Source organism: Burkholderiales bacterium, assembly GCA_035543335.1.
GTDB lineage: Bacteria > Pseudomonadota > Gammaproteobacteria > Burkholderiales > JAHFRG01 > JAHFRG01.
The window spans coordinates 18,219-41,088 of record DASZZH010000038.1; the positions used below are offsets into that span (position 1 = coordinate 18,219).

Annotated in this window: 22 protein-coding genes; 12 read left to right on the forward strand and 10 right to left on the reverse strand. The window is 58.1% G+C overall.

Going from position 1 to position 22,870, the window contains the following annotated elements; genetic code table 11:
- Nucleotides 1–44: 44 nt before the first annotated feature.
- From aat to nth, 8 genes are all read left to right on the forward strand, one after another.
- On the forward strand, nt 45–743 hold the full coding sequence (aat, locus tag VHE58_10165; GenBank protein HVS27634.1) for a leucyl/phenylalanyl-tRNA--protein transferase: 699 nt from the start codon (nt 45–47) through the stop codon (nt 741–743).
- The gene (locus tag VHE58_10170; GenBank protein HVS27635.1) at nt 727–1,464 is read left to right on the forward strand and encodes an arginyltransferase; all 738 of its coding nucleotides are present in this window, start codon (nt 727–729) and stop codon (nt 1,462–1,464) included. Before aat ends, VHE58_10170 begins: the two co-directional genes overlap by 17 nt.
- A 29-nt stretch (nt 1,465–1,493) precedes the next feature.
- Complete coding sequence (locus VHE58_10175) at nt 1,494–3,407, forward strand: LTA synthase family protein (GenBank protein ID HVS27636.1); 1,914 nt, start codon at nt 1,494–1,496, stop codon at nt 3,405–3,407.
- Between the two features lie 25 nt (nt 3,408–3,432).
- Nucleotides 3,433–4,170 (forward strand): phosphatase PAP2 family protein, encoded by a 738-nt coding sequence (locus VHE58_10180; GenBank protein HVS27637.1) that lies wholly within the window; start codon nt 3,433–3,435, stop codon nt 4,168–4,170.
- Between the two features lie 47 nt (nt 4,171–4,217).
- Nucleotides 4,218–5,246, forward strand: coding sequence for a quinone-dependent dihydroorotate dehydrogenase (locus VHE58_10185; protein ID HVS27638.1), 1,029 nt, complete (start codon nt 4,218–4,220; stop codon nt 5,244–5,246).
- Between the two features lie 182 nt (nt 5,247–5,428).
- Complete coding sequence (locus VHE58_10190; protein ID HVS27639.1) at nt 5,429–9,043, forward strand: FAD-dependent oxidoreductase; 3,615 nt, start codon at nt 5,429–5,431, stop codon at nt 9,041–9,043.
- Between the two features lie 65 nt (nt 9,044–9,108).
- Nucleotides 9,109–9,720: an electron transport complex subunit RsxB gene (rsxB, locus tag VHE58_10195; GenBank protein ID HVS27640.1), complete on the forward strand. Its 612-nt coding sequence runs from the start codon at nt 9,109–9,111 to the stop codon at nt 9,718–9,720.
- Complete coding sequence (nth, locus tag VHE58_10200) at nt 9,717–10,355, forward strand: endonuclease III (GenBank protein ID HVS27641.1); 639 nt, start codon at nt 9,717–9,719, stop codon at nt 10,353–10,355. The genes rsxB and nth overlap by 4 nt, the downstream gene beginning before the upstream one ends.
- 657 nt (nt 10,356–11,012) lie before the next feature.
- Here nth and VHE58_10205 read toward each other — a convergent pair.
- Both VHE58_10205 and VHE58_10210 read right to left on the reverse strand, forming a co-directional pair.
- Nucleotides 11,013–11,339 (reverse strand): cytochrome c, encoded by a 327-nt coding sequence (locus VHE58_10205; GenBank protein ID HVS27642.1) that lies wholly within the window; start codon nt 11,337–11,339, stop codon nt 11,013–11,015.
- 27 nt (nt 11,340–11,366) lie between these two features.
- Nucleotides 11,367–11,693 carry a cytochrome c gene (locus VHE58_10210; protein HVS27643.1) on the reverse strand — a complete coding sequence of 109 codons (327 nt, stop codon included), beginning with the start codon at nt 11,691–11,693 and terminating at the stop codon, nt 11,367–11,369.
- A gap of 278 nt (nt 11,694–11,971) precedes the next feature.
- Between VHE58_10210 and VHE58_10215 the strand changes: the two genes are divergently transcribed.
- The 4 genes from VHE58_10215 to VHE58_10230 all read left to right on the forward strand — a co-directional run bounded on the left by VHE58_10215 (nt 11,972) and on the right by VHE58_10230 (nt 15,593).
- A complete protein-coding gene (locus VHE58_10215; protein ID HVS27644.1) occupies nt 11,972–13,729 on the forward strand; it encodes a DUF255 domain-containing protein in 1,758 nt (585 codons plus the stop codon).
- Between the two features lie 62 nt (nt 13,730–13,791).
- Complete coding sequence (locus VHE58_10220; GenBank protein HVS27645.1) at nt 13,792–14,337, forward strand: cob(I)yrinic acid a,c-diamide adenosyltransferase; 546 nt, start codon at nt 13,792–13,794, stop codon at nt 14,335–14,337.
- A 36-nt stretch (nt 14,338–14,373) separates the two neighbouring features.
- A complete protein-coding gene (locus VHE58_10225) occupies nt 14,374–14,907 on the forward strand; it encodes a sigma-70 family RNA polymerase sigma factor (protein ID HVS27646.1) in 534 nt (177 codons plus the stop codon).
- On the forward strand, nt 14,904–15,593 hold the full coding sequence (locus VHE58_10230; GenBank protein ID HVS27647.1) for an anti-sigma factor: 690 nt from the start codon (nt 14,904–14,906) through the stop codon (nt 15,591–15,593). The genes VHE58_10225 and VHE58_10230 overlap by 4 nt, the downstream gene beginning before the upstream one ends.
- 3 nt (nt 15,594–15,596) lie before the next feature.
- Here VHE58_10230 and VHE58_10235 read toward each other — a convergent pair whose 3' ends face one another.
- The 8 genes from VHE58_10235 to VHE58_10270 form a co-directional block, all read right to left on the reverse strand.
- Complete coding sequence (locus tag VHE58_10235) at nt 15,597–16,364, reverse strand: cobalamin-binding protein (GenBank protein ID HVS27648.1); 768 nt, start codon at nt 16,362–16,364, stop codon at nt 15,597–15,599.
- Nucleotides 16,365–16,503: 139 nt separating this feature from the next.
- Nucleotides 16,504–17,028, reverse strand: coding sequence for a cyclic nucleotide-binding domain-containing protein (locus tag VHE58_10240; protein HVS27649.1), 525 nt, complete (start codon nt 17,026–17,028; stop codon nt 16,504–16,506).
- 258 nt (nt 17,029–17,286) lie between these two features.
- Complete coding sequence (locus VHE58_10245; GenBank protein ID HVS27650.1) at nt 17,287–18,402, reverse strand: hypothetical protein; 1,116 nt, start codon at nt 18,400–18,402, stop codon at nt 17,287–17,289.
- A 170-nt stretch (nt 18,403–18,572) separates the two neighbouring features.
- Nucleotides 18,573–18,965, reverse strand: coding sequence for a TssQ family T6SS-associated lipoprotein (locus tag VHE58_10250; GenBank protein ID HVS27651.1), 393 nt, complete (start codon nt 18,963–18,965; stop codon nt 18,573–18,575).
- Between the two features lie 14 nt (nt 18,966–18,979).
- Complete coding sequence (locus VHE58_10255) at nt 18,980–20,167, reverse strand: adenylate/guanylate cyclase domain-containing protein (protein HVS27652.1); 1,188 nt, start codon at nt 20,165–20,167, stop codon at nt 18,980–18,982.
- 96 nt (nt 20,168–20,263) lie between these two features.
- Nucleotides 20,264–21,724 carry a metalloprotease TldD gene (gene tldD / locus VHE58_10260; GenBank protein HVS27653.1) on the reverse strand — a complete coding sequence of 487 codons (1,461 nt, stop codon included), beginning with the start codon at nt 21,722–21,724 and terminating at the stop codon, nt 20,264–20,266.
- 33 nt (nt 21,725–21,757) lie between these two features.
- Nucleotides 21,758–22,621, reverse strand: a complete 864-nt coding sequence (locus VHE58_10265) for a carbon-nitrogen hydrolase family protein (protein ID HVS27654.1) — start codon at nt 22,619–22,621, stop codon at nt 21,758–21,760.
- Nucleotides 22,618–22,866 carry a hypothetical protein gene (locus VHE58_10270; GenBank protein ID HVS27655.1) on the reverse strand — a complete coding sequence of 83 codons (249 nt, stop codon included), beginning with the start codon at nt 22,864–22,866 and terminating at the stop codon, nt 22,618–22,620. The genes VHE58_10265 and VHE58_10270 overlap by 4 nt, the downstream gene beginning before the upstream one ends.
- Nucleotides 22,867–22,870 lie beyond the last annotated feature (4 nt).

Below are 22,870 nucleotides of genomic sequence, written 5' to 3' on the forward strand. Positions count from 1 at the left end.
TCTGAAGCTAAGCCGAGCCGGGAATCATCGCTTAAAATAAAGCGATGATTCCCTGGCTTACCTCCGATCACTCCTTTCCGCCGCCGGAGCTTGCGCTCATCGAGCCAAACGGCTTGCTTGCCGCAGGCGGCGATTTGTCCCCCAAGCGCCTGGTCGAAGCCTATTCGAAAGGGATTTTCCCCTGGTTCAACCAAGGCGAGCCGATACTGTGGTGGAGCCCCGATCCGCGAATGGTGCTTTTCCCTGCCGAACTCAAGATTTCGCGCTCATTGCGCAAGGTGTTGAAGAAACGCGATTATGAAATCCGCGTCGACACCGCCTTTGCCGAGGTGATGAAAAGCTGCGCGGCTCCCCGCCGCGGCCAGCCCGGAACGTGGATTACGCCTGACATGATGCAGGCTTATCAGGAATTGCACCGACTGGGCCTCGCGCATTCGCTGGAAACCCGGATCGGCGGCAAACTGGCAGGGGGACTCTACGGCGTGGCGCTGGGCCGCGTGTTTTTCGGGGAATCCATGTTTGCGCGCCGGACCGATGCTTCGAAAATCGCTTTTGTCCATTTGGTGAGGCAGTTAAGCCGCTGGGGCTTTGGCCTGATTGACTGCCAGATGAAAACCGCGCATCTGGCTTCGTTCGGCGCGCGCGAGATTCCGCGCAAGCAATTTACGCGGAAGCTGGAAGAATTGATAAACTATGCGGGTATCCAAGGAAAATGGCGTCTCGACCATGACTTATTTGAATGAATTCCCGCTGTCGGTGCTACAGTTCTACGCCACAGCCCCTTACCCGTGCAGCTATCTGACGGGGAAAATGGCGCGCTCGCAGGTCGCCACCCCCAGCCACCTGATTGACACCTCAGTCTACAGCGAGCTGGTGAAAACCGGCTTCCGCCGCAGCGGCGCGTTTACCTACCGGCCGCATTGCGACAGCTGCCGCGCTTGCGTGCCGGTGCGCATCATCGCCGGCGCTTATTGCCCCACGCGCACCCAGCGCCGCACCTGGAAGCGTCACCAGAATCTGCGCGCGGAAATGCTGGAGCTTAAATATCATCCCGAGCATTACGCGCTGTATCTGCGCTATCAGGCCAAGCGTCATTCCGGCGGTGGCATGGACCAGGACAGTCGCGAACAATACCAGCATTTCCTACTACAGAGCAATGTGGATTCGCAGCTGGTGGAATTCCGCGAAGGACGCGACTTGCGCATGGTGAGCATCATCGACCGCCTGCACGACGGCCTGTCCTCGGTCTACACCTTCTTCGAGCCCAATCTTCCGGGCGCGAGCCTCGGCACCTACAACATCATGTGGCAAATCGAACTGTGCAGGGATCTCGGCCAGCAGTATCTCTATCTCGGCTACTGGATCGGGGAAAGCCGCAAGATGGCGTACAAGGCAAACTTCCAGCCGATTGAGGGGTTGATAAACGACCGCTGGCAATCGCTGCCGGCGCCGGCCCGGCGTTGAGGTCGATCATTTCCTCTTCCGGCGGTTGGTTGCGGCGGATTTATGAATCCGGCCGGTTTGGCATTCTATATTTAGCCGCCACGCTGTATCTCATCATTTCCTTCCTCACCCGCATCGTTTTGGCGGTGCGCCCGATCCAGGAAGGCCAAATCGCGGTCGGTTCTCTCGCCGCCATCCTGCCCGTCGGCACGCTGTACGACCTCATCACCTGCCTTTACCTTTTCGCGCCTTTCGCGCTGTATCTGTTTCTGTTCCCGCAAAAAGCGTTCCGCTCGATTGGACAGCGCGTTTTTCTGATCACCGCATTTGCCGCTTCGCTGTACGGCCTCATTTATCTCGGCGCGGTAGAATACTACTTTTTTGACGAGTTCAACTCGCGTTTTAATTTCGTCGCTGTTGAATACCTGGTGTTCCCGCATGAAGTGTTCGTCAACATCTGGGAATCCTACCCGGTGGGGTGGGCGCTGATTGGTGCCGCCCTGGTCACCTTCGCCGCGATGTGGCGGTTTTACCCCATGCTCAACCGCAGCATGCTGAAAGAAGAGCGGCTGGCTGTGCGCGTGAAGCCTTTCGGCACATGGATGATTCTGCTCCTGATCGTGCATGCCGCCGTCAACATCAATACCGGCCGCTATTCGGAAAACCGCGTCGCCAACGAGCTCACGGCAAACGGCATTTATTCATTCTTCAACGCCGCGATGAACAGCGGAATGGATTACCCGAACTTCTACACTACCATCTCCGCCGAGGAAGCGGAGCACCGCTTGCGCCAGCTGGTGGCGCAACCCAACTCAACCTTTATCTCCGGCTCCAACAACCCCATCGCGCGGCGCATTGAGAATCCCGGAAAGCCCCTGCTGCTCAATGTCGTGATTCTGCTTGAAGAATCCCTTGGCGCCGATTTTATCGGCGCCTACGGCGACACGCGCGGCCTCAGCCCCAATATCGACCGCATCGCCAAGGACAGCGTGATGTTCACCAACGTCTACGCCACCGGCACGCGCACCGTGCGCGGCATGGAAGCGGTGTCCGCTTCCTTCCCGCCGGTGCCGGCCGAAGCGATCGTGAAACGCCCCAACAACGAAGGCATGTTCAACTGGTCGACGGTGATGAAGAAAAACGGCTACGCGCCGACTTTCATCTACGGCGGCTTTGGCACTTTCGACAACATGAACTACTTTTTCGGCAATAACGGCTACCGTGTGGTGGACCGCACCGACCTGGACCCGCCGAAATTCAGCAATATCTGGGGCGTGTCTGACGAAGACCTGTTCCGCAACGCCCTGCGCATTTTCGACCAGCAGAGCGCGCGCGGCGAGAAAATCTTCTCCATCGTGATGACCACGTCAAACCATAAACCCTTCACCTTCCCGGAAGGGGTGCCCGGCGTGCCCGCCAAAGGCGGCCGCCGCGAGGCCGGCGTGCGTTACGCCGACTACGCCATCGGCAAGTTCTTCGAGGAAATCAAAAACAGACCTTATTTCAATGACACGCTTATCATCATCACCGGCGACCACGGCGCGCGGGTCTATGGGAAAGAAGATATCCCCTTGCGCAGCTATGAGCTGCCGCTCTTGATTTACGCACCCGGGCATTTCAAGCCGCACCAAGTAGATACTCTGACGGGCCAGATTGATATCGCGCCCACCGTGCTCGGCATGCTCAATATTTCCTACGACAGCGTGTTTTTCGGCAAAGACGTGTTTAAATGCAACCCAAAAGACAGGTTTGTGCTGCTCAACCACAACCGCGATATCGCCTTTTACGATGGCACCAAGCTCACCGAACTCAATTTCCGCAAAACCGGCATCACTTATCTCTACGACAAGAAGACCAATCGCCAGACCAAGACTGCGCTTGACCAAGAACAAATGAAAAATGCGGCAAGCGTGTTCCAGTTGGCCTACGATTTTTATATCAACCGCCGCTACGGCTGGCATTAAGCTGGCGCTTCCGTAAAGAACAACAGTGAAATCAGCGCAGACGACGCAAAGACGAAACAGCGCTTCGCGTTTTTACCTTTTGCATCTGGTCATTCCCCTGGTTGCGGCTAGCCTCGTCCTGTGGTTGATTTACCTACTGGGCATTGACGAGCGCGTCACGCGCCTGTTTTTCGACCCGGTAACCCAACAGTTTCCATTGCGCAACCACTGGTTTCTCGAAGTGGTGATGCACCGTTGGGCCAAATATGCGGTAGTAATTCTCGGTGTGGCAGTGCTGGCAGCTTATCTTCTTTCGTTCCGCATTGCTTCGCTCGCTCCACTACGCCGTGTTCTCCTCTTTCTGGTGCTGGCGATGGGGCTTTCTTCAGGGACGGTGAGCTATCTCAAAAGCGTGAGCAACAAGCAATGCCCTTATGATTTAAAAATGTACGGCGGCTATGCGCCTTACATCGCCTTGTTTGAAAAAACTCCGGAAGGTGTCAAGCCGGGCAAATGCTGGCCGGGTGGGCATTCTTCTACCGGTTTTTGTCTGATGGCGTTTTATTTTGCCGGGCAGCATTTGCGCAGACGGCGTCTCGCGTATTGGGGACTGTTCGGCGGCTTTGGCCTGGGCTTTGTTCTCGGCTTCGGGCGCGTCATGCAGGGTGCGCATTTCCTGTCGCACCATCTCTGGACGGCGCTGATTTGTTGGCTGGTGATGCTGGCTCTGTACCAATTGCTATTGCGGCGCCAGCCGATTCCCGAAAAGGTGGCCGGCTCATAGGCCTTATAAAATTTTTCCGCTTCAACGGAAACAGTTAAAATCACGCCATGCTTTATTCCCTGTTGCGACCCCTGCTGTTCAGGCTCGATGCCGAAACCTCCCATCATTTAACGCTCGCTTCCCTGCATCTTGGTCACGCCCTAGGCCTGGGCGGATTTTTCGGGAAACGGGCCCAGGGCAAGCCCTGCCAAGTCATGGGACTGGATTTTCCCAATCCCGTGGGACTTGCGGCGGGAGTGGACAAAAATGGCGAATACATAGACGCGCTCGCCACGCTGGGTTTCGGGTTCATCGAAGTCGGTACCGTGACACCCCGCCCTCAGCCGGGAAATCCTCGCCCGCGATTGTTTCGGGTTCCGCAGGCCCGGGCCCTCGTCAACCGCATGGGTTTCAACAATCACGGCGTGGACAGATTGATAGAAAACATCCGCCTCGCGCGCTACAAAGGGATATTGGGCATCAACATCGGCAAGAATGCCGACACGCCGATGGAAAATGCGGCCGATGACTATATCGCCTGCCTGCGCAAGATATATCCGTTTGCAAGTTATGTTGCCATTAACATTTCCTCGCCGAACACGCAAGGCTTGCGCGAGCTGCAGCAAAAACAGGAACTCGACTCGTTGCTGTCCGTCTTAAAGGAAGAACATAAGAAACTTGCCAAGCTGTTTGGAAAACAGGCGCCGCTAGTACTGAAAATCGCGCCCGATATCGGTGAGCGGGAAATTAGCGACATCACCGCGCTGTTGCTGGCGCATAAAATCGACGGCGTGATTGCCACCAACACCACGGTTTCGCGCGCCGGAATCAAGGGCTTAAGCCAGGAAAGCGGCGGTGTAAGCGGCGCACCGCTTAATGAAAAATCCACCGTCGTCATCCGTCAGCTGGCAGCCGCGCTGCAAGGGCAACTGCCTATCATAGGGGTGGGTGGCATCATGAGCGGCACGGACGCATCGGAAAAGCTGCAAGCCGGCGCAAGCCTGGTGCAGATTTACAGCGGCTTGATTTACCGCGGCCCGGCGCTGGTAGCTGAAATCATTGAATCACTAACCGAACAAACTGGCGCTGCCGTGTGACATGCGAATGTGCTCCGCAGTCCATCCCGCATAACCTAGCCGCGCATTGCCGTCGCCACGACATCCGGCACCTTGCCTCAGCATATAATCCAAACATCTATCTATATAACCTCAGCATGGTTGAATGACGCATCCTTAAAAGCGATAATGCATGCTTTTAAACGGATTCCGTCAAACCACGCATGACTACGCATCAGGAAACAGCGCTTAAGCTGCGTCACGGGCTTTCTTTCGAAGACCTCTATCGCCGGGATGGCTTGCTGCGGCTCGATGCCGCGTTTCTGAATTTTCTCGGCGAAGCGGATGTCGCGCTGCGCCGACGCATCGAAGTCGGGCGCATCCTCAACGCCGACGAACTCGCTAAAAAGGAAGAATCGGAACTCCTGATTGCAGTTGCACCGCATCTCGATGATTTCATCGCCGATTTATTCGGTATCGAAAGCGAGGTGCGGAAACTTTCCGCCCGGCATCACGAGCTTGCGCCGCTTTATTCCTGCAAGCGCCTGTTCGTGCAGCGCAGAGCGATGAACAAGGTGAAACCCGAGGAAGCCGCCGCGGTTGACGGCCCCGCGGTCGAGAAGCGGCTGGAGGCGCTGTTTGGCGAGCCGTTTTCCGAGCTTGCATTCGCCAGGCATGTCAGCGAATGGCAAAAGGATGACGCGGCAAACGCCGACAAGCTGCAAACCGCTCTGCTCTACGCCGCTTGGGCGGCGACCACGCCGGCGGGACACCAACGCCACTGCAGCGGTGTATTGTTCAAGGCGCCGCACAAGCTCGACTTCATGCGCCTGGTGCCGGTTGTCACCGACGAGAGCCAAGGCTTCGCCGCTTTTACCCTTGATGAAAAGCATCTGCGCCGCCGCGAAGGATTCAAGCTCACCGACCCGGGGACTGATTTGGTCGGCGCCCTGGACGAGGCCAACTACTGCATCTGGTGTCACGAGCAAGGCAAAGATTCCTGCTCTACAGGGCTCAAGGAAAAGGGCGCGCCGCGACACGGAAGCGCAGCCGAGAGCGGGAGCGGCGCGCCGCCCACCATCTCCGCACAAAGCTTCGCTCACCGTGATCCGGTGGGTCCTGCCGATGGATTCAAAAAGAGCCCGTTTGGCGAAACGCTCGCCGGCTGCCCGCTCGAAGAAAAAATTTCCGAGTTCCATAAGGTGAAGACCGAAGGCCAGGCAATCGGCGCGTTGGCAATCATCGCGGTGGACAACCCGATGGTCGCCGCCACGGGACACCGCATCTGCAACGACTGCATGAAGTCCTGCATTTACCAGAAGCAGGAACCGGTCAACATCCCGCAGGCGGAGACGCGCACGCTGAAAGATGTGCTGGAGCTGTCGTGGGGCTTTGAAATTTACAGCCTGCTCACCCGCTGGAATCCGCTGGACTTGCGCCACCCCTATCCCAGGCCCGCCACCGGCAGGCGCGTGCTGATTGCCGGCATGGGACCGGCGGGCTTCACACTTGCGCACTATTTAATGAACGACGGCCATATAGTGGTCGGCATAGACGGATTGAAAATCGAACCGCTCCCCGCCGAAATTTCAGGCGTGGATACACACGGCAAACGCGTGCCGTTCAAGCCGATCCGCGACATTGGCGAATTGTACGAATCGCTGGACGACCGGGTGATGGCGGGTTTCGGCGGCGTGGCCGAATACGGCATCACCGTGCGCTGGGATAAGAATTTCCTGAAACTGATCCGCCTGCTCCTGGAGCGGCGCAGCCAGTTCGCGATGTTTGGTGGCGTGCGCTTTGGCGGCACGCTCACGGTAGACGAAGCTTTTGCGCAAGGCTTCGATCATATTACACTGGCGGCAGGCGCCGGTCGTCCGACGGTGATAGACATGCCGAATGGCTTGGCGCGCGGGGTGCGCACCGCTTCCGATTTTCTGATGGCGCTGCAATTGACCGGCGCAGCCAAAGCGGATTCGATTGCCAACATGCAGCTCGGACTGCCAGTGGTGGTAATCGGCGGTGGCTTGACCGCAATCGACACCGCGACCGAATCACTTGCCTATTATCCATTGCAGGTCGAGAAATTCCTGCTGCGCTACGAAACGCTCATCGCAGAGCGTGGCGTTACCGCCGTGCGCCGCAACTGGCACCCCGAAGAACGGCATATCGCCGATGAGTTTCTCGAGCACGCCCGGGCCATCCGCGCCGAACGCGCAGCCGCTCAAGCCGAAGGCCGTAAGTCGCGCATCCTGGAATTACTGCAAAGCTGGGGCGGCGTGACCATCGCTTACCGCAAGCGCCTGATCGACAGTCCCTCGTATACCCTGAACCACGAAGAAGTGGACAAAGCGTTGCAGGAAGGCGTGCGCTTTGCCGAAGGCTTGAACCCGCTGCGCGTGGAAGTGGATTCATTTGGCGCGGCGCGCGCCATCCGCATGTCGGTGCAGAGCAGAGACGCAGCAGGCCACTGGAGTGAAGTCAATCAAGTCGAACTTCCCGCACACACCATTCTGGTCGCGGCGGGAACACAGCCCAATACTGTTCTGGCGCGCGAGGATCCAGGGAATTTCAAACTGGACGGCCGCTACTTCCAGGCCTGCGACGAAGACGGCAATCCGGTAAAACCCGAGCGCAATATTTCCAAGCCGAAGACCGCGAACGTGCTTTTGTCGAAGCGCAGTGACGGGCGCTTTATCAGCTTCTTCGGAGATCTGCATCCTTCCTATTATGGCAATGTAGTGAAAGCGCTGGGCGGGGCGAAGCAAGGCTACCCGGTAGTGAGCGGCGTGCTGGAGCGCGTAAAACCGGCTAGCGGCAAAAGCGATGCGGAATTCTTTGCGCACCTCAATAATGAACTGCGTGCCACGGTGCACGAGGTAATCCGCCTCACGCCAAGCATCGTCGAAGTCGTGGTCAAAGCGCCACAAGCGGCGCGCCGCTTCCGTCCCGGTCAGTTCTACCGGCTGCAGAATTATGAAACCCGCGCGATTAAAGTGGACGGCACGCAGCTCACAATGGAAGGCCTGGCGCTCACCGGGGCTTGGGTCGACACCAAGAAAGGTTTGGTTTCCACCATCGCTCTGGAAATGGGCGGCTCTGCCGATTTGTGCGCGCTACTCGAACCCGGAGAACCGGTAATTCTGATGGGACCAACCGGCTCACCCACTGAGATTCCTTCGGATGAAACGGTAATTCTAGTCGGGGGCGGCCTGGGTAATGCGGTGCTTTTCTCCATCGGCCAGGCGTTGCGCCGCGCCGGTTCCAGGGTGCTGTATTTCGCCGGCTACAAGAAAATGATAGACCGCTACAAGATGGAAGAAATCGAGGCCGCTGCAGACGTGGCGGTGTGGTGCTGCGACGAACATCCTGGTTTCCAGCCAAGCCGGCCGCAGGACCACGCTTTTGTCGGCAACATCGTGCAGGGCATCACCGCCTACGCCAGGGGCGCGCTGGGGCCGCAGCAGATTGCCGTACCCGACGCCGACCGCATTATCGCCATCGGCTCGGACAAGATGATGGCGGCGGTGGCCGAAGCCCGCCATACGGTGCTGAAGTCTTGCCTCAAGCCGCATCATTTCGCCATCGGCTCAATCAACTCGCCGATGCAGTGCATGATGAAGGAAATCTGTTCGCAGTGCCTGCAGCCGCACGTTAATCCGGAAACCGGCAAGATTACCTACGTCTTTTCCTGCTTCAACCAGGACCAGCCGCTCGACCAAGTAGATTTCGAGGGGCTCTCCGCGCGCCTGAACCAAAATTCGCTGCAGGAGAAACTCACCGCGCAATGGATAGACCGCTGCCTCGTTCGCTTGCAACGCCGGAAAGCCGCCGCTTAAAACAGCGGCATCTCCAACTTACCCGTTTGGCACGAATACTCTATTTTTTGCAGTAGAATTGCGGGATGACTGCAAGTCTTGCCTTCGTCGAGCAAATTGATGTGATTTTGCCGCAAACCCAATGCGGCAAGTGCGGCTATGGCGGCTGCAAGCCCTATGCCGAAGCGATTGCCACAGGCGAAGCCGACATCAACCAATGCCCGCCCGGAGGAGCAGCAAGCATCCACAGGCTCGCGGCCCTCCTCAACCGCGAATTCAAGCCGCTCAATCTCCAATTCGGCGTGGAAAAACCGCGAGAAGTCGCGGTCATTGAAGAAGAACTCTGCATCGGCTGCACCAAGTGCATCGAAGCCTGTCCGGTGGATGCAATCATCGGCGCCTCCAAGCAAATGCACACGATAATCACCGCCGACTGTACCGGCTGTGAGCTATGTATCCCGCCCTGCCCCGTGGATTGCATACGCATGATTCCCGCCGCCCATCCGGTTTGGTCGCAACAGGATGCCGATGCGGCGCGCGAGCGCTTCAATTTCCACAACTTCCGCCTGCAGCGGGATGAGCAGGAAAAACAGCAAAAGCTCGCACAGAAAACCCAGCCGGAACATGAGCCCAAAAAAGCCGCGATCCGGGCGGCGCTGGAGCGCGCAAGAATACGCAGAATATCTCCGCAAAAATGAATGCAGCCAAGCGCCGGGAGATTTTCACCCAGCTGAAAGCCGCCAATCCCGAGCCCAGCACCGAGCTGGAATACCAAACGCCTTTCGAGCTTTTGATCGCAGTTGTGCTCTCAGCGCAGGCGACCGACAAGAGCGTGAACCTCGCGACAACCCGGCTCTTCGCGGTGGCGAACACGCCGCGGCAAATTCTCGCGCTGGGCCGCGCCGGCCTGCAAAAATTCATCAGAAGCATTGGCCTCTACCGCACCAAAGCTAAAAACATCCTCACCACCTGCAAAATACTAATTGAAGAACATGGCGGTGAAGTGCCGCGCACCCGCGAGGCGCTGGAAAAGCTATCGGGCGTGGGCCGTAAAACTGCAAACGTGATACTCAACACCGCGTTCGGTGAGCCGACTATCGCGGTGGACACGCATATCTTTCGCGTCGCTAACCGCACCGGCATTGCGCCAGGGAAAAACGTGCGCGAGGTTGAGGACAAACTCATGAAATTCGTGCCCGAGGAATTCCGCCGCGACACGCACCACTGGCTGATTCTGCACGGCCGCTACGTGTGCAAGGCGCGCAAGCCCGATTGCCCGCTATGCCTGATTCGCGATTTGTGCGAGTACAAGGCAAAAACAGCAACAGCGTGAATGAAGTGAATGGGGTGAAGGGTGAAGGAACGAAACAAGAGCACGTGTTAAAAGCGTTTTCTTGAGCGCGATTATCTCCCGGAAATGGGTGAAACCAATCCGTTTCTGCACATGAGTATGCATCTCGCCATCGAGGAGCAGCTTTCAATAGACCAGCCGCACGGTATTCGCGGATTATTTGAAAGGATATTCAACAAAACTGCAGACCGTCACGAAGCCTTACACACAGTCATGAATTGTCTGGGGTAAATGATTTGGCAGGCGCAGCGGAACAACACCGCGCCCAATGAAAGAACTTATCTCGAGTGTCTCGAAAAATACTCGGCGTGAGCCACGGAGAATGACAAATCACCGTGGATAGTTTGCGTTGGTTTATCTCCCCTGTGAGCCGCCGAGCAGTACAGCTAAGGCGCGGGGGCTGCCGCGACGCGGTCAGCACAGCTTGGGGTGCGGGAGCGACAGCAGTAGCGCCCCGTTTCACAGTGTCTCTTGCGGTAGCTTGCACCCCTCACCGCTCCACGCTGCGCGAGTCTGAGTCCGGGGCGCCTTCTTTTTGGTGACTTTTTCTTGGCCGAGCAAGAAAAAGTCACCAGCCGCCGGGCTGCCCCCGGTAATAAAAAAGGAGGCTCACGCCTCCTTTTTTATTGGCATTCAGAGTCAGTACTTCACAACCAATCCACTCTGGCTGGAGAAATACGCCGCTAGGTCTTGCATGTCCTGTCTGGAAAGATTCGCCCCCATCGCCCCCATAATAGGATCCTTGCGGGCGCCGGATTTGTAATCGGAGAGCACCTTGACGATATAATCGGGCTGCTGACCGGCGATGCGCGGGAAGTCGGGCGTGGCGCTGTTGCCGTCCGCGCCGTGGCACGCCGCGCACGCAGCGGATTTCTGCTTGCCCGCAGCGGCGTCGCCACCGGCAAAAGAGTGGCCTGCCGCCAGTAATAATGCGCTTACAATTGCAACTGTAACTAGTTTATTCATTCTATTTTCCCCGTATCCCTGATTATCTTATTTGCCGCCGCCCGAATAATAAGCCGCCAAATCGGCCATGTCCTGGTCGGTCAGGCTGGCGGCAATCGCCTTCATCGTCGGATGGTTGCGTGCGCCGGACTTGTAGGCTTGCAGCGCCTTGACGATATAAGCGGCATGCTGACCGCCGAGCTTGGGCACGCTGTACACTTCGGGGTAGACGGTGCGCCAGCCGTCTATACCGTGGCAGCCCGCGCACATCGAGTTTTTCTTTTGCCCTTGCGCCGGGTCGCCCGCCGCGTGCGCCGAAACGGGAGTCGCGACAATCATGGCGGCGCAAAGGATGAATAAGCTGGTTTTTTTCATGTCTTATTAGCTCTTGAAAGGAACAAATCGGATGCGGAACTTTAAAGGATACTTGGATTAAGGTCAATGGTTCTTGGCAAGCGCAGGCATCCAGATCCAGCCCCCGCCCGTATCATGCATTGAACGGCCCGGACCAGGCCGCTGTCTTAGGGGGAACCCGACGGATTTGCAGCTTAAGCCGGACCGTTCCACAGTAAGTTGACATTGCCCCTTTACAAGGAGCTTTACGGCCTCGGTTAGTCTTTCCGAGGCCGCTTTTTCCAGGGTGGTCCAAGAACATGCGCTACGTTCTCGGTTTGCTGAGTTTTCTCTTTGCGCTTTGCGCGCAGGCCGCGCAACCCGGCCTCATCCAGTGGCAGCCCTGGTCGGACGGCTTGTTCGAACAAGCCAAGCGCGAAAACAAGTTTATTCTGCTCGATCTGGAAGCGGTGTGGTGCCACTGGTGCCACGTCATGGATCGGGAAACCTATGGCAATCCGGAAGTCGCCAAACTGATTCGGGCCCAATACATCCCGGTGAAAGTGGATCAGGATGCCCGCCCCGATATCTCCAGGCGCTACGAAGATTACGGCTGGCCGGTGACCATCGTGTTTAACTCGGACGGCGGGGAAATCGTCAAGCGCTCCGGTTACCTTCCGCCGCGAAACATGCTCGCGATGCTCAAGGAAATCATTGACGATCCCCGCCCGGTCATCTATCCCGATGTCCGTATTCTGAACGTCAGCGATTTCTCCAACCAGACGCTTCTTGATGACAAGTTGCGCAGCGAACTAAAGCAGCGCTTCTTTCTGTCCCACGATTACCAGGTCGGCGGACTCGAACAGCAGCAGAAGTTCATGGACCGCGACAGCGTCGAATACGCGATGCTGCTCGCCAAAAAAGGCGACGCAAAGGCCGTAACCATGGCGCGTCAAACCTTGAACGGAGCACTTAATCTGATCGACCCGGTCTGGGGCGGCGCGTACCAGTATTCGACGGATCGCGACTGGAAGCATCCGCATTTCGAGAAAATCATGCAGGTGCAGGCTGAATATATGCGAGCGTATTCGCTGGCGTATCTGCATTTTCGCGACCCTCGCTATCTCAGGGCGGGCGAGGATATTTACCGTTACCTCAAGAATTTTCTGACCAGTCCGGAAGGCGCTTTTTACACCAGCCAGGACGCCGATCTCGTCAAGGGCGAGCACGGCGGCGAATACTTTGCGCTCGACGACACGGGACGGCGCAAACTCGGCCTGCCGGCGATCGACAAGCACCGTTATGCGCGCGAGAACGGCTGGGCGATTAACGGGCTGGCACACCTTTATGCCGCTTCCGGCGACAAGCAATATCTAGCCCACGCCATCAAGACGGCGAACTGGATAATTCAAAACCGCTCGCTGCCCAATGGCGGTTTCCGCCACGATGAAGTGGATAGCGCCGGCCCTTATCTCGAAGACACGCTGGCCATGGGACGGGCGTTCATCAGTCTCTACACCGTCACTGCCGACCGGCAGTGGTTGCAGCACGCGGAACAAGCCGCCGATTTTATTGACAAAAATTTCAAGATCCAAGCAGGCTTTGCGACCAGCGCCGCGAAAGGCGTGTTGAAACCGCGCCCGACCATCGAGGAAAATATTTTCACCGTGCGCTTTGCCAATCTGGTTTACCAATACTCCGGCCGCGAACCACACCGCAAACTGGCCGAGCACGCGATGCGCTTGCTCGCCACCGAAGCTATCGCTCTTTACCGCCGCACCGAAGCCGGTATCCTGCTCGCCGACAACGAGCTGGCCAACGAGCCTTCGCACATCACCGTGGTCGGCCACAAGGACGATCCGCAAGCGCAAGCCTTGTACCGCTCCGCGCTCACCTACCCTTCGGTGTACCGGCGCATTGAATGGTGGGACACGCGCGAAGGCAAAATGCCCAATCCCGATGTCAAATATCCGGAGCTGCCGACTGCCGCAGCTTTCGTGTGCAGCAACAAACGCTGTTCGCTGCCGCTGTTCAAACCCGAGGAAATTGCGCTTGCAGCCGATCGCTTGAACCAATAAGTCGCACTGTTCAGGCCACCCCTTAATGCCTATAATCCCTCAACGGAAACGCAGGGAGCACCATGGGCCACCGGCTGACCAAAATCTACACGCGCACCGGCGACAACGGCACCACGGGGCTCGGTGACGGTTCGCGCACCCCGAAAGACAGCCCGCGCATTGAAGCCATCGGCGAAATCGATGAACTCAATTCCTGCATCGGCGTACTGCTCGCCGAAAACCTTCCGCCGCATATACACGCCTGCCTGACCGATATCCAGCACGACCTGTTCGACCTCGGTGGCGAGCTGTGCCTGCCGGGGCATTCCAGTCTCACGCCAAAGCAGGTTGAGCGGCTGGAAAACACGCTGGATGCCCTCAACGCCGATTTGCCCCCGCTCGAGGAATTCATTCTGCCCGGGGGCTCGCGCGCCGCGAGCCTTACGCATCTCGCGCGCACCGTGTGCCGCCGCGCCGAGCGCCGCCTGGTAAGGCTCGCCGGCTCCGAGAAAGTCTCAACGGCAAGCCGCCACTATCTCAATCGCTTGTCCGACCTGTTGTTTGTGATGGGACGGGTGCTGAACCGCAAACACGGGGACGTACTCTGGCAACAGGGAAAGAATAAATGACGGAGGCCCGCCATTAGGCCCAAACCTCAGCCGGAAGTGCTGAGCCGGCTGCTTGCGCAATGCGCGCTGGGCGACCCGGCGGCTTTCGCCGATCTGTACCGCCAGACCTCGGCGAAACTGTTTGGCGTCGCACTGCGTATATTGAAACGGAAGGACTGGGCGGAAGAAGTTCTGCAAGACAGCTTCGTGAACATCTGGAAGCATGCCGCCGAATACACAGCCCGCAAGAGCGCGCCAATGACGTGGATGACCAGCGTCGTGCGCAACCGTGCGCTGGATTTGCTGCGCCGTCCCGGCCTGGAAATCGCGCAAGCAGACAACTCGTTGATCGAAGATTTTGAGGACGGTGCGCGAGGCCCGGTGGAGCTGCTGCTGCAATCGAATGCAGCGGACGCGCTGGCACGCTGCATGCAGCAACTCGAAGCGCGGCAGCGGCAGAGCATCATGCTCGCGTTTTATCACGGCTTGACTCACGCCGAACTGGCGAAGCATTTGCGTCAGCCCTTGGGCACGGTGAAAACCTGGATTCGGCGCGGTCTGGAACGGCTTAAGAGGTGCTTTTCAGCATGAATTACACGAACCCTGAATTGCGCGAAAAACTCGCTGCGGAATATGCGCTTGGCACCCTGCGCGGCGCGGCGCGTGCGCGCTTTACCCGGTTGATGAAATACGATCCGGCGCTGCGCCGCACCGTCGTCGAATGGGAAAACCGCATTTACCCGATACTGGAAGCCGCGCCTGAAATCGCCCCGCCGGCGCGGGTGTGGAACGCCATCAAGGCGCGGATCGCAGGAAACGCCGGAGCGCCTGTTAACCTGGGCTTTTGGCGCACACTGGGTCTTTTCAGCTCGGGTTTGGCCGCGGTCCTTCTCATTTACCTGAGCATCGCGTCGCGGCCGGAAACGCCGCCCGCCTACATGGCGTTGCTCAACGACCAGAAAACCCAGCAGCCGGTGCTGCTGGTGAGCACCAGGCGCAACTCGCCCGAGCTCACCGTCAAAGCCCTCATCACGCAACCCATCGCAGCCGACAAGACGCTGGAGTTGTGGGCGCTGCCCGCCGAGCAAGGCACGGCGCCGAAATCACTCGGCCTGGTTGCGGCCTCCGGCGTCACCAGGCTCAAGCTGCAACAACCCGCCGATCAGCAACTCGGCAACGTGCCTGCGCTTGCCATCAGCCTCGAACCCAAGGGCGGATCGCCCACCGGATTGCCGACCGGGCCGGTGCTGTACGTAGGCAAGTGGCTGAGGCTGTAAGCTTCAGCGTTTCTCTTTTCGCACCGTATCCAGCCGCTCGCAAATTTCCCTCGCGCCTTCCAATATCCGCGGCGACTGGCGTTCAAGCCATTCCGGCGGGATGAAAAAAATGCGCTCTCTGCGTACGGCGCTTAACATTTTGAATGGCTGCCATAGCTCGCCTTGCGATACGCCTGAAATAATGGCTTCCGGATCCTCGGCCAGCAAGCCTTCGATGGAAATTATCGGGGTCAGCGGGCGCACGTTGGCATAAACGTTCACGCCGCCGCACAGCTTCAGTACGTCGCTGATTATGTGCTCGCCGTTGATGGTCATCAGCGGCTGGTGCCAGATTTCATAAAATACGGTGACCGGGCGCTTGCCGCTGAAGCGTTCTCTCAGGGACTCCAGCTGGTCTTCAAAATCCTTCGCCGCGATTTCCGCCGCCGCCCGGGTGCCGGCAAATTTTCCCAGCGTGCGCAACAATCGAGGTATGTCAGCAAGCTTGACCGGCTCCATGACGAACACCTTGAAGCCGAGTTTTTCCAGCCTGGCAAGCTCCCCCGCGTGGCTGCCGCTGCGCCAGCCGAGAATCAAATCAGGCTTAAGGAGCAGGATGCGTTCAATATCGATATGCGCCGCATTTCCAACCCGCGGGATGCTATTCGCCGCTTCGGGATAATCGCTGTACTCGCTCGCTCCGACGAGTTTCGACCCCGCCCCCGCCGCATAAACCAGCTCGGTAATGAAAGGGGCGAGCGCGATAATCCGCTGCACCGGTTGATCAAGCACTACCGTCTCGCCGCGGTCATCCGTTACGTAGACTGGGGAAGCGAAAGCAGTTGGGAAGATGAGCGTAGAAAAAAATATCGCACAAACAGGGAAGGATAAAAAGAAATTCAAGCGAAAGACCGGAACACGAACAGGCTTATCACTCCATGTGATCGAGAAGCTTATGGCTGGTCTGGCGCAGGCGTTGAGACAAGAGCGTGACCAGCTTGATCAGGATTTTTGCACCGAGGCTTGGTTGCTCAAGAATGATTTTCACCATGTCATCCCGGGTCAGCACGGCAAAGGTAGCGGTGTCCTTCGCGATACAGGTAGCAAAGCGCGGCTCTCCGTCTATCATCGACATTTCGCCCAGAGTCATTCCCGGCAGCACTGTAGTCATGTGCCGCTCGGTTCTGTGCTGGCCTGTCTTGAGAATATCCACCTGTCCCTGGATCAGCAGCAGCATGTAATCGCCAGGGTCTCCTTCGCGAATAATAACCTCTCCGGACTGGGCCCGGTACACCTGCATGAAACCCGCCAGCACCCTGACGTCTTCTTGGTCCAGTTCGGCGAAAAACGGCGAATGGCCGACCATCCCGAAGATCTGTTCCGCGACCACCGTCCCTTCCCCGAGATGTTCTAGCGTCGCAAGCCGGTTATGGTAAGAACCTGTTTCTTCCGCCATGACTAACGCGCCTCTCTTCGCGTTTTGCCTATTTTACCAGCGCTCGCGCGCTCATGCTGTATTGCCTGAATACCCATTGAAAACCCGTGTAACGATGTAGCACACCAGCCGCAGGAATTTCACATAGCCGGTCGGCACGTCCGCAGGAAAATGAGCGCCCGGGCTGATTCTAGACAAGCCCGTCCAGTCATACAAGATATATTTCAACGCTGCAACCCCAATTCAATGTGTGAAAACCGGGCCCGCCACTCTCTCCTCTTAATTTGTATAACGCGCGGCGGCCGCCACTCGCTTTTGGTAGGCTTCCCTGGCGATTTGCACATCCTCGATAAACTGCGGCAATTCCTTAAGCAACAGCGCCTGCGGGCCGTCCACCAGCGCCCTGCTCGGGACCGGATGAAAATCCACCAGAATCATGTTGGCGCCGGCAATTATGCCCTGCACCGCGACATGCATGAGCTCGAGAATGCCGTCAGGCGCGACGCTGCGCGAGCCCACCGAATGCGACGGGTCGATGCATACCGGCATGCGCGTCAAGCGCTTCACCACCGGCACGTGTGAGAAGTCGACAAAATTGCGGTGCGGATCGCCCATGTTGGTCTTCATTCCGCGTAAACCAAACACCACCTTGCGGTTGCCTTCCGAAGCCAGATACTCGGCAGCATTGAGCGATTCGTCGAGCGTGATGCCGAAACCGCGCTTCAACAGCACGGGAAAATCCTGCTGGCGACCGACGCTTTTGAGCAACTCGAAGTTCTGGGTGTTGCGCGTACCGATTTGCAGCATGACGCCGGTCGGGTTCCCGGTCAGACGCAAAGCTTCGCGAATTTCGTCGACCTGCAAATCGTGGGTGATTTCCATGGCAATCACCCGGATGCCGTACTTGCCGGCAAGCTCGAACACATACGGCAGGCAATTCTTGCCGTGACCCTGGAACGAATACGGGCTGGTGCGCGGCTTGTATGCGCCCATGCGCGTGCATACCTGGCCATGCTCTTTCAGCGCTTTCATCATCATTTCCACGTGCTCGCGGGTATCCACGGCGCACAAGCCGGCGAAGATATGCAGCGTGTCCTGGCCGAAGCGCACGCTGTTGTAGTCAAACCAAGTCGGACGCCGGTCGTCCTTGTGCCGGCCGAGTACGCGGTATTCCTCGGACACCCTCACCACACGCTCGACGCATGGCAGGTTCTTCATGTCCTCAACTTGCAGCGTACTGGTATTGCCGATGAGATAAACTTCGGTGAGCGCCCGTTCTTCTCCCTGCTCGCGGTGCACCTTGCACTTGATATTGGGAAGCGCCGCCAGATGTTCCAGCAGCTGCTTATATTCCGCGCTGTCGGTTTTTACGTTGTCGCTCAGGATAAGAATCATGTTTGAGCCGGTTGGGGTTCGGTGAAGGGTCCACCTGCCTCGAGGCAAACCTCTGTGGCGGCTAGAGTTAAGCGGGATATTTTAACGAATAAAGATATCGCGCGCATTCCGCGGTATGACTTGACTCCGGTCGGGTCAAACCCTTCGGGCCGGACAGCGGCGAGTAATTTTTATTTTCGAGTCTTGACGCTGCGGAACACCGGCCCCCACAGGGGATGGCCTGCTTCGGCCGGTTCAAGCTCGAAGTCGGGATCGATTTCCAGCGCTTTCTTGAACTCCTCCCGGCACGGACGCTCGCGGTGGTTGACGCAATAAGTGAAGGCCAGATACTTGTGCGCCTTCACCTGGTCGGATTTTAACGACAACCCCTGCTCCAGCGCGCTGTGCAGGCTTTTTTGTGCCTTGTCGTAATTGCCGTCATCGTAACTCTTTACGCCATCTGACAAAGCCGACGCGCCCTTACCCTCAATCAATGTCACCGGATTGTATTCTTTCATCCCGGCGCAGCCAGTGCATAATACCAAGGCGGCAGCCCACGGCAGCCAGCTTCTCGGTTTAAGCATGGTTCCCCTCCTTGTTAACGGAACTGATGCGTAATCTTGACGCGGTCGTTTGGTTTGACTTCCACGGTCTCAGTATAACTCGGGAAAGCGCTGTTTTTTATTTCGATAGTGTGCTTCCCCGCCGTGAGCGGGAGTTTCTTGAGGGGCGGACTGACGCCCATCTTCTTGCCGTCCAGATAAATTTCGCCCCACGGCTTAATCGTCAGCGTGATCAGCCCGCCGGCCGGAGCCGCTACAGCTGCCGGCGCTTCTGCCACCTTGGACTCTTTGGCTGAAGGTTTCTTGACCTCAGCAGGTTTGGCTTCCGGCTTGGGCGCGGGTACAGCCCCCGGCTGCCCAAACGGATGGTGTTCTTCCACTGCAGGAGCGGGCGCAGGTGTTGCGGGCTTGGCGGCTTCTGCTTTTGGCACGGACTTCCTGGGTTTGGCCTCTGCCGCTGGCAGCGGCTTAGAGGTTTCCGGCTCGGGCTTGCCTCCGCGCAGCGCGAACGCCAGTGCAGCAATCACCACCAGCAGCACGCCCGCATAAAGCAGCTTTTTGCCGGCCCCGCCTTTGGTTTTGGCCGGCGTGTCTTCGGTCAGCGCAGCTCTTTCTTTGTCGTCAACAGTTTCAGCAGCGCCTTCTCCATACACTCTTGCCCTTCCCAGCCAGGGCTGGATGTCCTTGCCCGGCGTGCCGACCGCATAGACTTCGTGTTCGCGCACATGCTTGTCGGCGCGCGCTCCCTGAAAGGAAAACAACAGCTCGTATTCCTGGGAAAGGTGCGAGACCACTTCATAATACGAGCGCGACACCAGTACTTCGTTGGGCTCGGCAAAGCTCATCACGCGCTGCGCGACGTTGATGCCATCGCCGATGATGTTGGGCTGGCCGTTAATGTCCTTGACCACGCGCACTGGCCCGAGATTGATGCCGATGCGCGCGCGCAGCTCATCGGTACTTTCAATTTCTTTCAAAGAGTCGCGCAGGCTTAATCCCACAAACAACGCATCTTCCGGCGCCCCCAGGAAACTGATCGCCACCCCATCGCCGGTATCGAGGATGATGCGATCGTTGACGGTGATGTCCTTGATGGCACGGGAAATGATACCGTTGAACTGGTCCTTGAGCTTAATCTGCTCGTCGCCCGCCTTCTTCGAATATTCGACGATGTCCGCGAACACCACGCTGCAGATAAAAGTTCTGTTCCCTCTGTCGAGCATTTCTGATCCGTTAATGTTCATCTCCCAAAAATCTGCTTAATAACCTTTCACGTGATGCGTTGCCGGCCAAAACAGATGAATGCAGGCGCGAGGTCATTAAACAGGTTCTAGCGTGCCGCCCACCGTTAATCCGTCTATGCGCAGCGTGGGCTGACCCACGCCGACCGGGACGCTCTGCCCTTCCTTGCCGCAAGTGCCAATGCCCGGGTCGAGCGCCATGTCGTTGCCGATCATCGAAACCCGCGTGAGCACATCCGGGCCGTTGCCGATCAGCGTGGCGCCCTTCACCGGCTGACCAACCTTGCCGTTTTCGATGAGATACGCCTCGGCGGCGGAAAACACGAACTTGCCGCTCACGATATCCACCTGGCCGCCGGCGAAATTTACCGCGTAAAGCCCGCGTTTCACCGATTTTATGATTTCCTCCGGGTGTTTGTCACCGTTTAACATATAAGTGTTGGTCATGCGCGGCATCGGGATATGGGCGTAGGATTCGCGCCGCCCGTTGCCGGTGGGGGCCACGCCCATGAGCCGCGCGTTCAGCGTGTCCTGCATATAGCCGCGCAGCACGCCGTTTTCAATTAGCACCGTACGCTGCGTTGGATTGCCTTCATCGTCAATGTTGAGCGAGCCGCGACGCCTGGCTATCGTGCCGTCATCGACCACGGTAACACCCGGTGCGGCGACGCGCTCGCCGATGCGCCCGCTGAAAGCGGAACTTCCCTTGCGGTTGAAATCGCCTTCAAGTCCGTGCCCGATAGCTTCGTGCAACAGGATCCCCGGCCAGCCCGAGCCCAGCACCACCGTCATGGCTCCCGCCGGCGCAGGCCTGGCGCGCAAGTTGGTGAGCGCCTGGGACACCGCCTGCTGACAATAGCCTTCCAGGATTTCATCGGTAAAATAAGCATAATCAAAACGTCCGCCGCCGCCGCCCGTGCCCTGCTCGCGCCGCCCGTTTTCCTCGGCAATCACCTGCAGCGACAGGCGCACCAGCGGACGCACATCCGCCGCCGTCATGCCGTCGCTTCGCGCCACCAGGATGACTTCGTATTCGCCGCCCAGATGTGCCATCACCTGGGTTACGCGCGGATCGATGCTGCGCGCATGTTTTTCAACCTTCTCCAGCAGCGCCACTTTGTGCGTGTCGGGAATGCTCGCCAGCGGGTCGCAGGGTGAATAAAGATCGCGCCCTTTACCGCGTTTGGCGACTTGCGTACGCGATTGTGCGCCCTGGCGCGCGATTGCCCGTGTTGCCTGCGCGGCGCTTTCCAGCGCGGCGAGGCTGATGTCGTCGGAATAGGCAAACGCGGTCTTGTCCTGCGACACCGCGCGCACGCCCACGCCCTGGTCGATGTTGAAGCTGCCGGACTTGACCAAGCCTTCCTCCAACGCCCAGGATTCGCTGCGGGTAATCTGGAAATACAAATCGGCGTAATCAACCTGGTGCGAAAGCAGATTGCCGAACACGCGCTCGAGCTTGGCATGGTCGAGATCGTAGGGCGCGAGCAGAAAACGGTTCGCGGTCTCGAACGACGTTACGGCAGTTTCGGCAAGCATGCGGTTCCCGACTTATAAGAAAGTTTGCTTATGCTACACCCGGCGCAGCGTGCGATGCGTCAATGCCGGCAGGCTTTTTCTCAAGCTCGCCTGATATTGCGGATTGACCCCGGCCACCACCACGCCGGAGCCCCGCGGAAGCCGATCCAGGATCACGCCCCAGGGATCGGCGATCATGCTGTTGCCGTGCGTCTCGCGGCCGTTCACATGATAGCCGCCCTGCGCCGGCGCCAGAACATAAGCCTGGTTCTCGATGGCGCGCGCCCGGATCAGTGTTTCCCAATGCGCTTTGCCTGTAGTTTCGGTAAACGCGGCAGGCACGAGAATAATGTCGACGTTGCCCATTGCCCGATACAATTCAGGAAAGCGCAGGTCATAACAGACCGAAAGCCCCACCCGCCCAAACGGCGTTTCCGCGACCACCACTTCATTGCCTGGCTCGATGGTCGTCTGCTCATGGTAATGCTCGTTGCCGAGGTCCAGACCGAATAAATGTATTTTATCGTATCGGGCGGCCATTTTGCCATTATCGTCATAGAGCAAGCAGCTGTTGCGCACCTTGGTCGGCGCCGAGGCTGCCAGCGGCACCGAGCCGCCGACCAGCCAAATTTTGTGTTTTTTGGCAGTTTCGCTTAAAAACTCCTGAATCGGCCCCTTGCCTTCCGCTTCCCGCACCGCTACTTTGTCGCGGTCCTTCATGCCCATGATGGCAAAGTATTCGGGCAGCGCCACCAGCTTCGCGCCCTGTTCCGCCGCCATGGCGATGAGCCGCGCCGCTTCGCGCAAGTTCCCTTCGACGTTCGGTCCGGAGGCCATTTGCACTGCGGCAATACGATACACATTGCCTGCTGCGGCGGAAGTCTTTCTCAAGGAGGCGGAACGGATTTTGGCGCTCATTTTGTCGTCCTGATTTCGATGCTGAGCCTGTCATTCGCCGGCAAATCCGCCAGCAGCAAAATGCGGGTAGAATCCACCGCAAGGCTGGTAAGCCGCGAGCGCAGTTCCGTCGCCTGCAACTGCGTTTCCTGGGCATTGCCGTGGTGAATGACCATCAAAGAGTCCGATTGCCTGGCATACGCGGCGACGGCTTGGGCAGGTTTTCCTGTTCCAGAACAGCGCGCCCGCTGCGCGGCCAGTCCCATAATT

Bases quoted from the DNA above. Each gene is read 5' to 3' on its own strand.
- nth (HVS27641.1), top strand. From the start codon at position 9,717: ATGAATGCAGCCAAGCGCCGGGAGATTTTCACCCAGCTGAAAGCCGCC.
- VHE58_10245 (HVS27650.1), bottom strand. From the start codon at position 18,402: ATGATTCTTATCCTGAGCGACAACGTAAAAACCGACAGCGCGGAATAT.
- VHE58_10210 (HVS27643.1), bottom strand. From the start codon at position 11,693: ATGAAAAAAACCAGCTTATTCATCCTTTGCGCCGCCATGATTGTCGCG.
- VHE58_10205 (HVS27642.1), bottom strand. From the start codon at position 11,339: ATGAATAAACTAGTTACAGTTGCAATTGTAAGCGCATTATTACTGGCG.
- VHE58_10220 (HVS27645.1), top strand. From the start codon at position 13,792: ATGGGCCACCGGCTGACCAAAATCTACACGCGCACCGGCGACAACGGC.
- VHE58_10230 (HVS27647.1), top strand. From the start codon at position 14,904: ATGAATTACACGAACCCTGAATTGCGCGAAAAACTCGCTGCGGAATAT.
- VHE58_10265 (HVS27654.1), bottom strand. From the start codon at position 22,621: ATGAGCGCCAAAATCCGTTCCGCCTCCTTGAGAAAGACTTCCGCCGCA.
- VHE58_10185 (HVS27638.1), top strand. From the start codon at position 4,218: ATGCTTTATTCCCTGTTGCGACCCCTGCTGTTCAGGCTCGATGCCGAA.
- rsxB (HVS27640.1), top strand. From the start codon at position 9,109: ATGACTGCAAGTCTTGCCTTCGTCGAGCAAATTGATGTGATTTTGCCG.
- VHE58_10270 (HVS27655.1), bottom strand. From the start codon at position 22,866: ATGGGACTGGCCGCGCAGCGGGCGCGCTGTTCTGGAACAGGAAAACCT.
- aat (HVS27634.1), top strand. From the start codon at position 45: ATGATTCCCTGGCTTACCTCCGATCACTCCTTTCCGCCGCCGGAGCTT.
- VHE58_10170 (HVS27635.1), top strand. From the start codon at position 727: ATGACTTATTTGAATGAATTCCCGCTGTCGGTGCTACAGTTCTACGCC.
- VHE58_10215 (HVS27644.1), top strand. From the start codon at position 11,972: ATGCGCTACGTTCTCGGTTTGCTGAGTTTTCTCTTTGCGCTTTGCGCG.
- VHE58_10190 (HVS27639.1), top strand. From the start codon at position 5,429: ATGACTACGCATCAGGAAACAGCGCTTAAGCTGCGTCACGGGCTTTCT.
- VHE58_10250 (HVS27651.1), bottom strand. From the start codon at position 18,965: ATGCTTAAACCGAGAAGCTGGCTGCCGTGGGCTGCCGCCTTGGTATTA.
- tldD (HVS27653.1), bottom strand. From the start codon at position 21,724: ATGCTTGCCGAAACTGCCGTAACGTCGTTCGAGACCGCGAACCGTTTT.
- VHE58_10240 (HVS27649.1), bottom strand. From the start codon at position 17,028: ATGGCGGAAGAAACAGGTTCTTACCATAACCGGCTTGCGACGCTAGAA.
- VHE58_10255 (HVS27652.1), bottom strand. From the start codon at position 20,167: ATGCTCGACAGAGGGAACAGAACTTTTATCTGCAGCGTGGTGTTCGCG.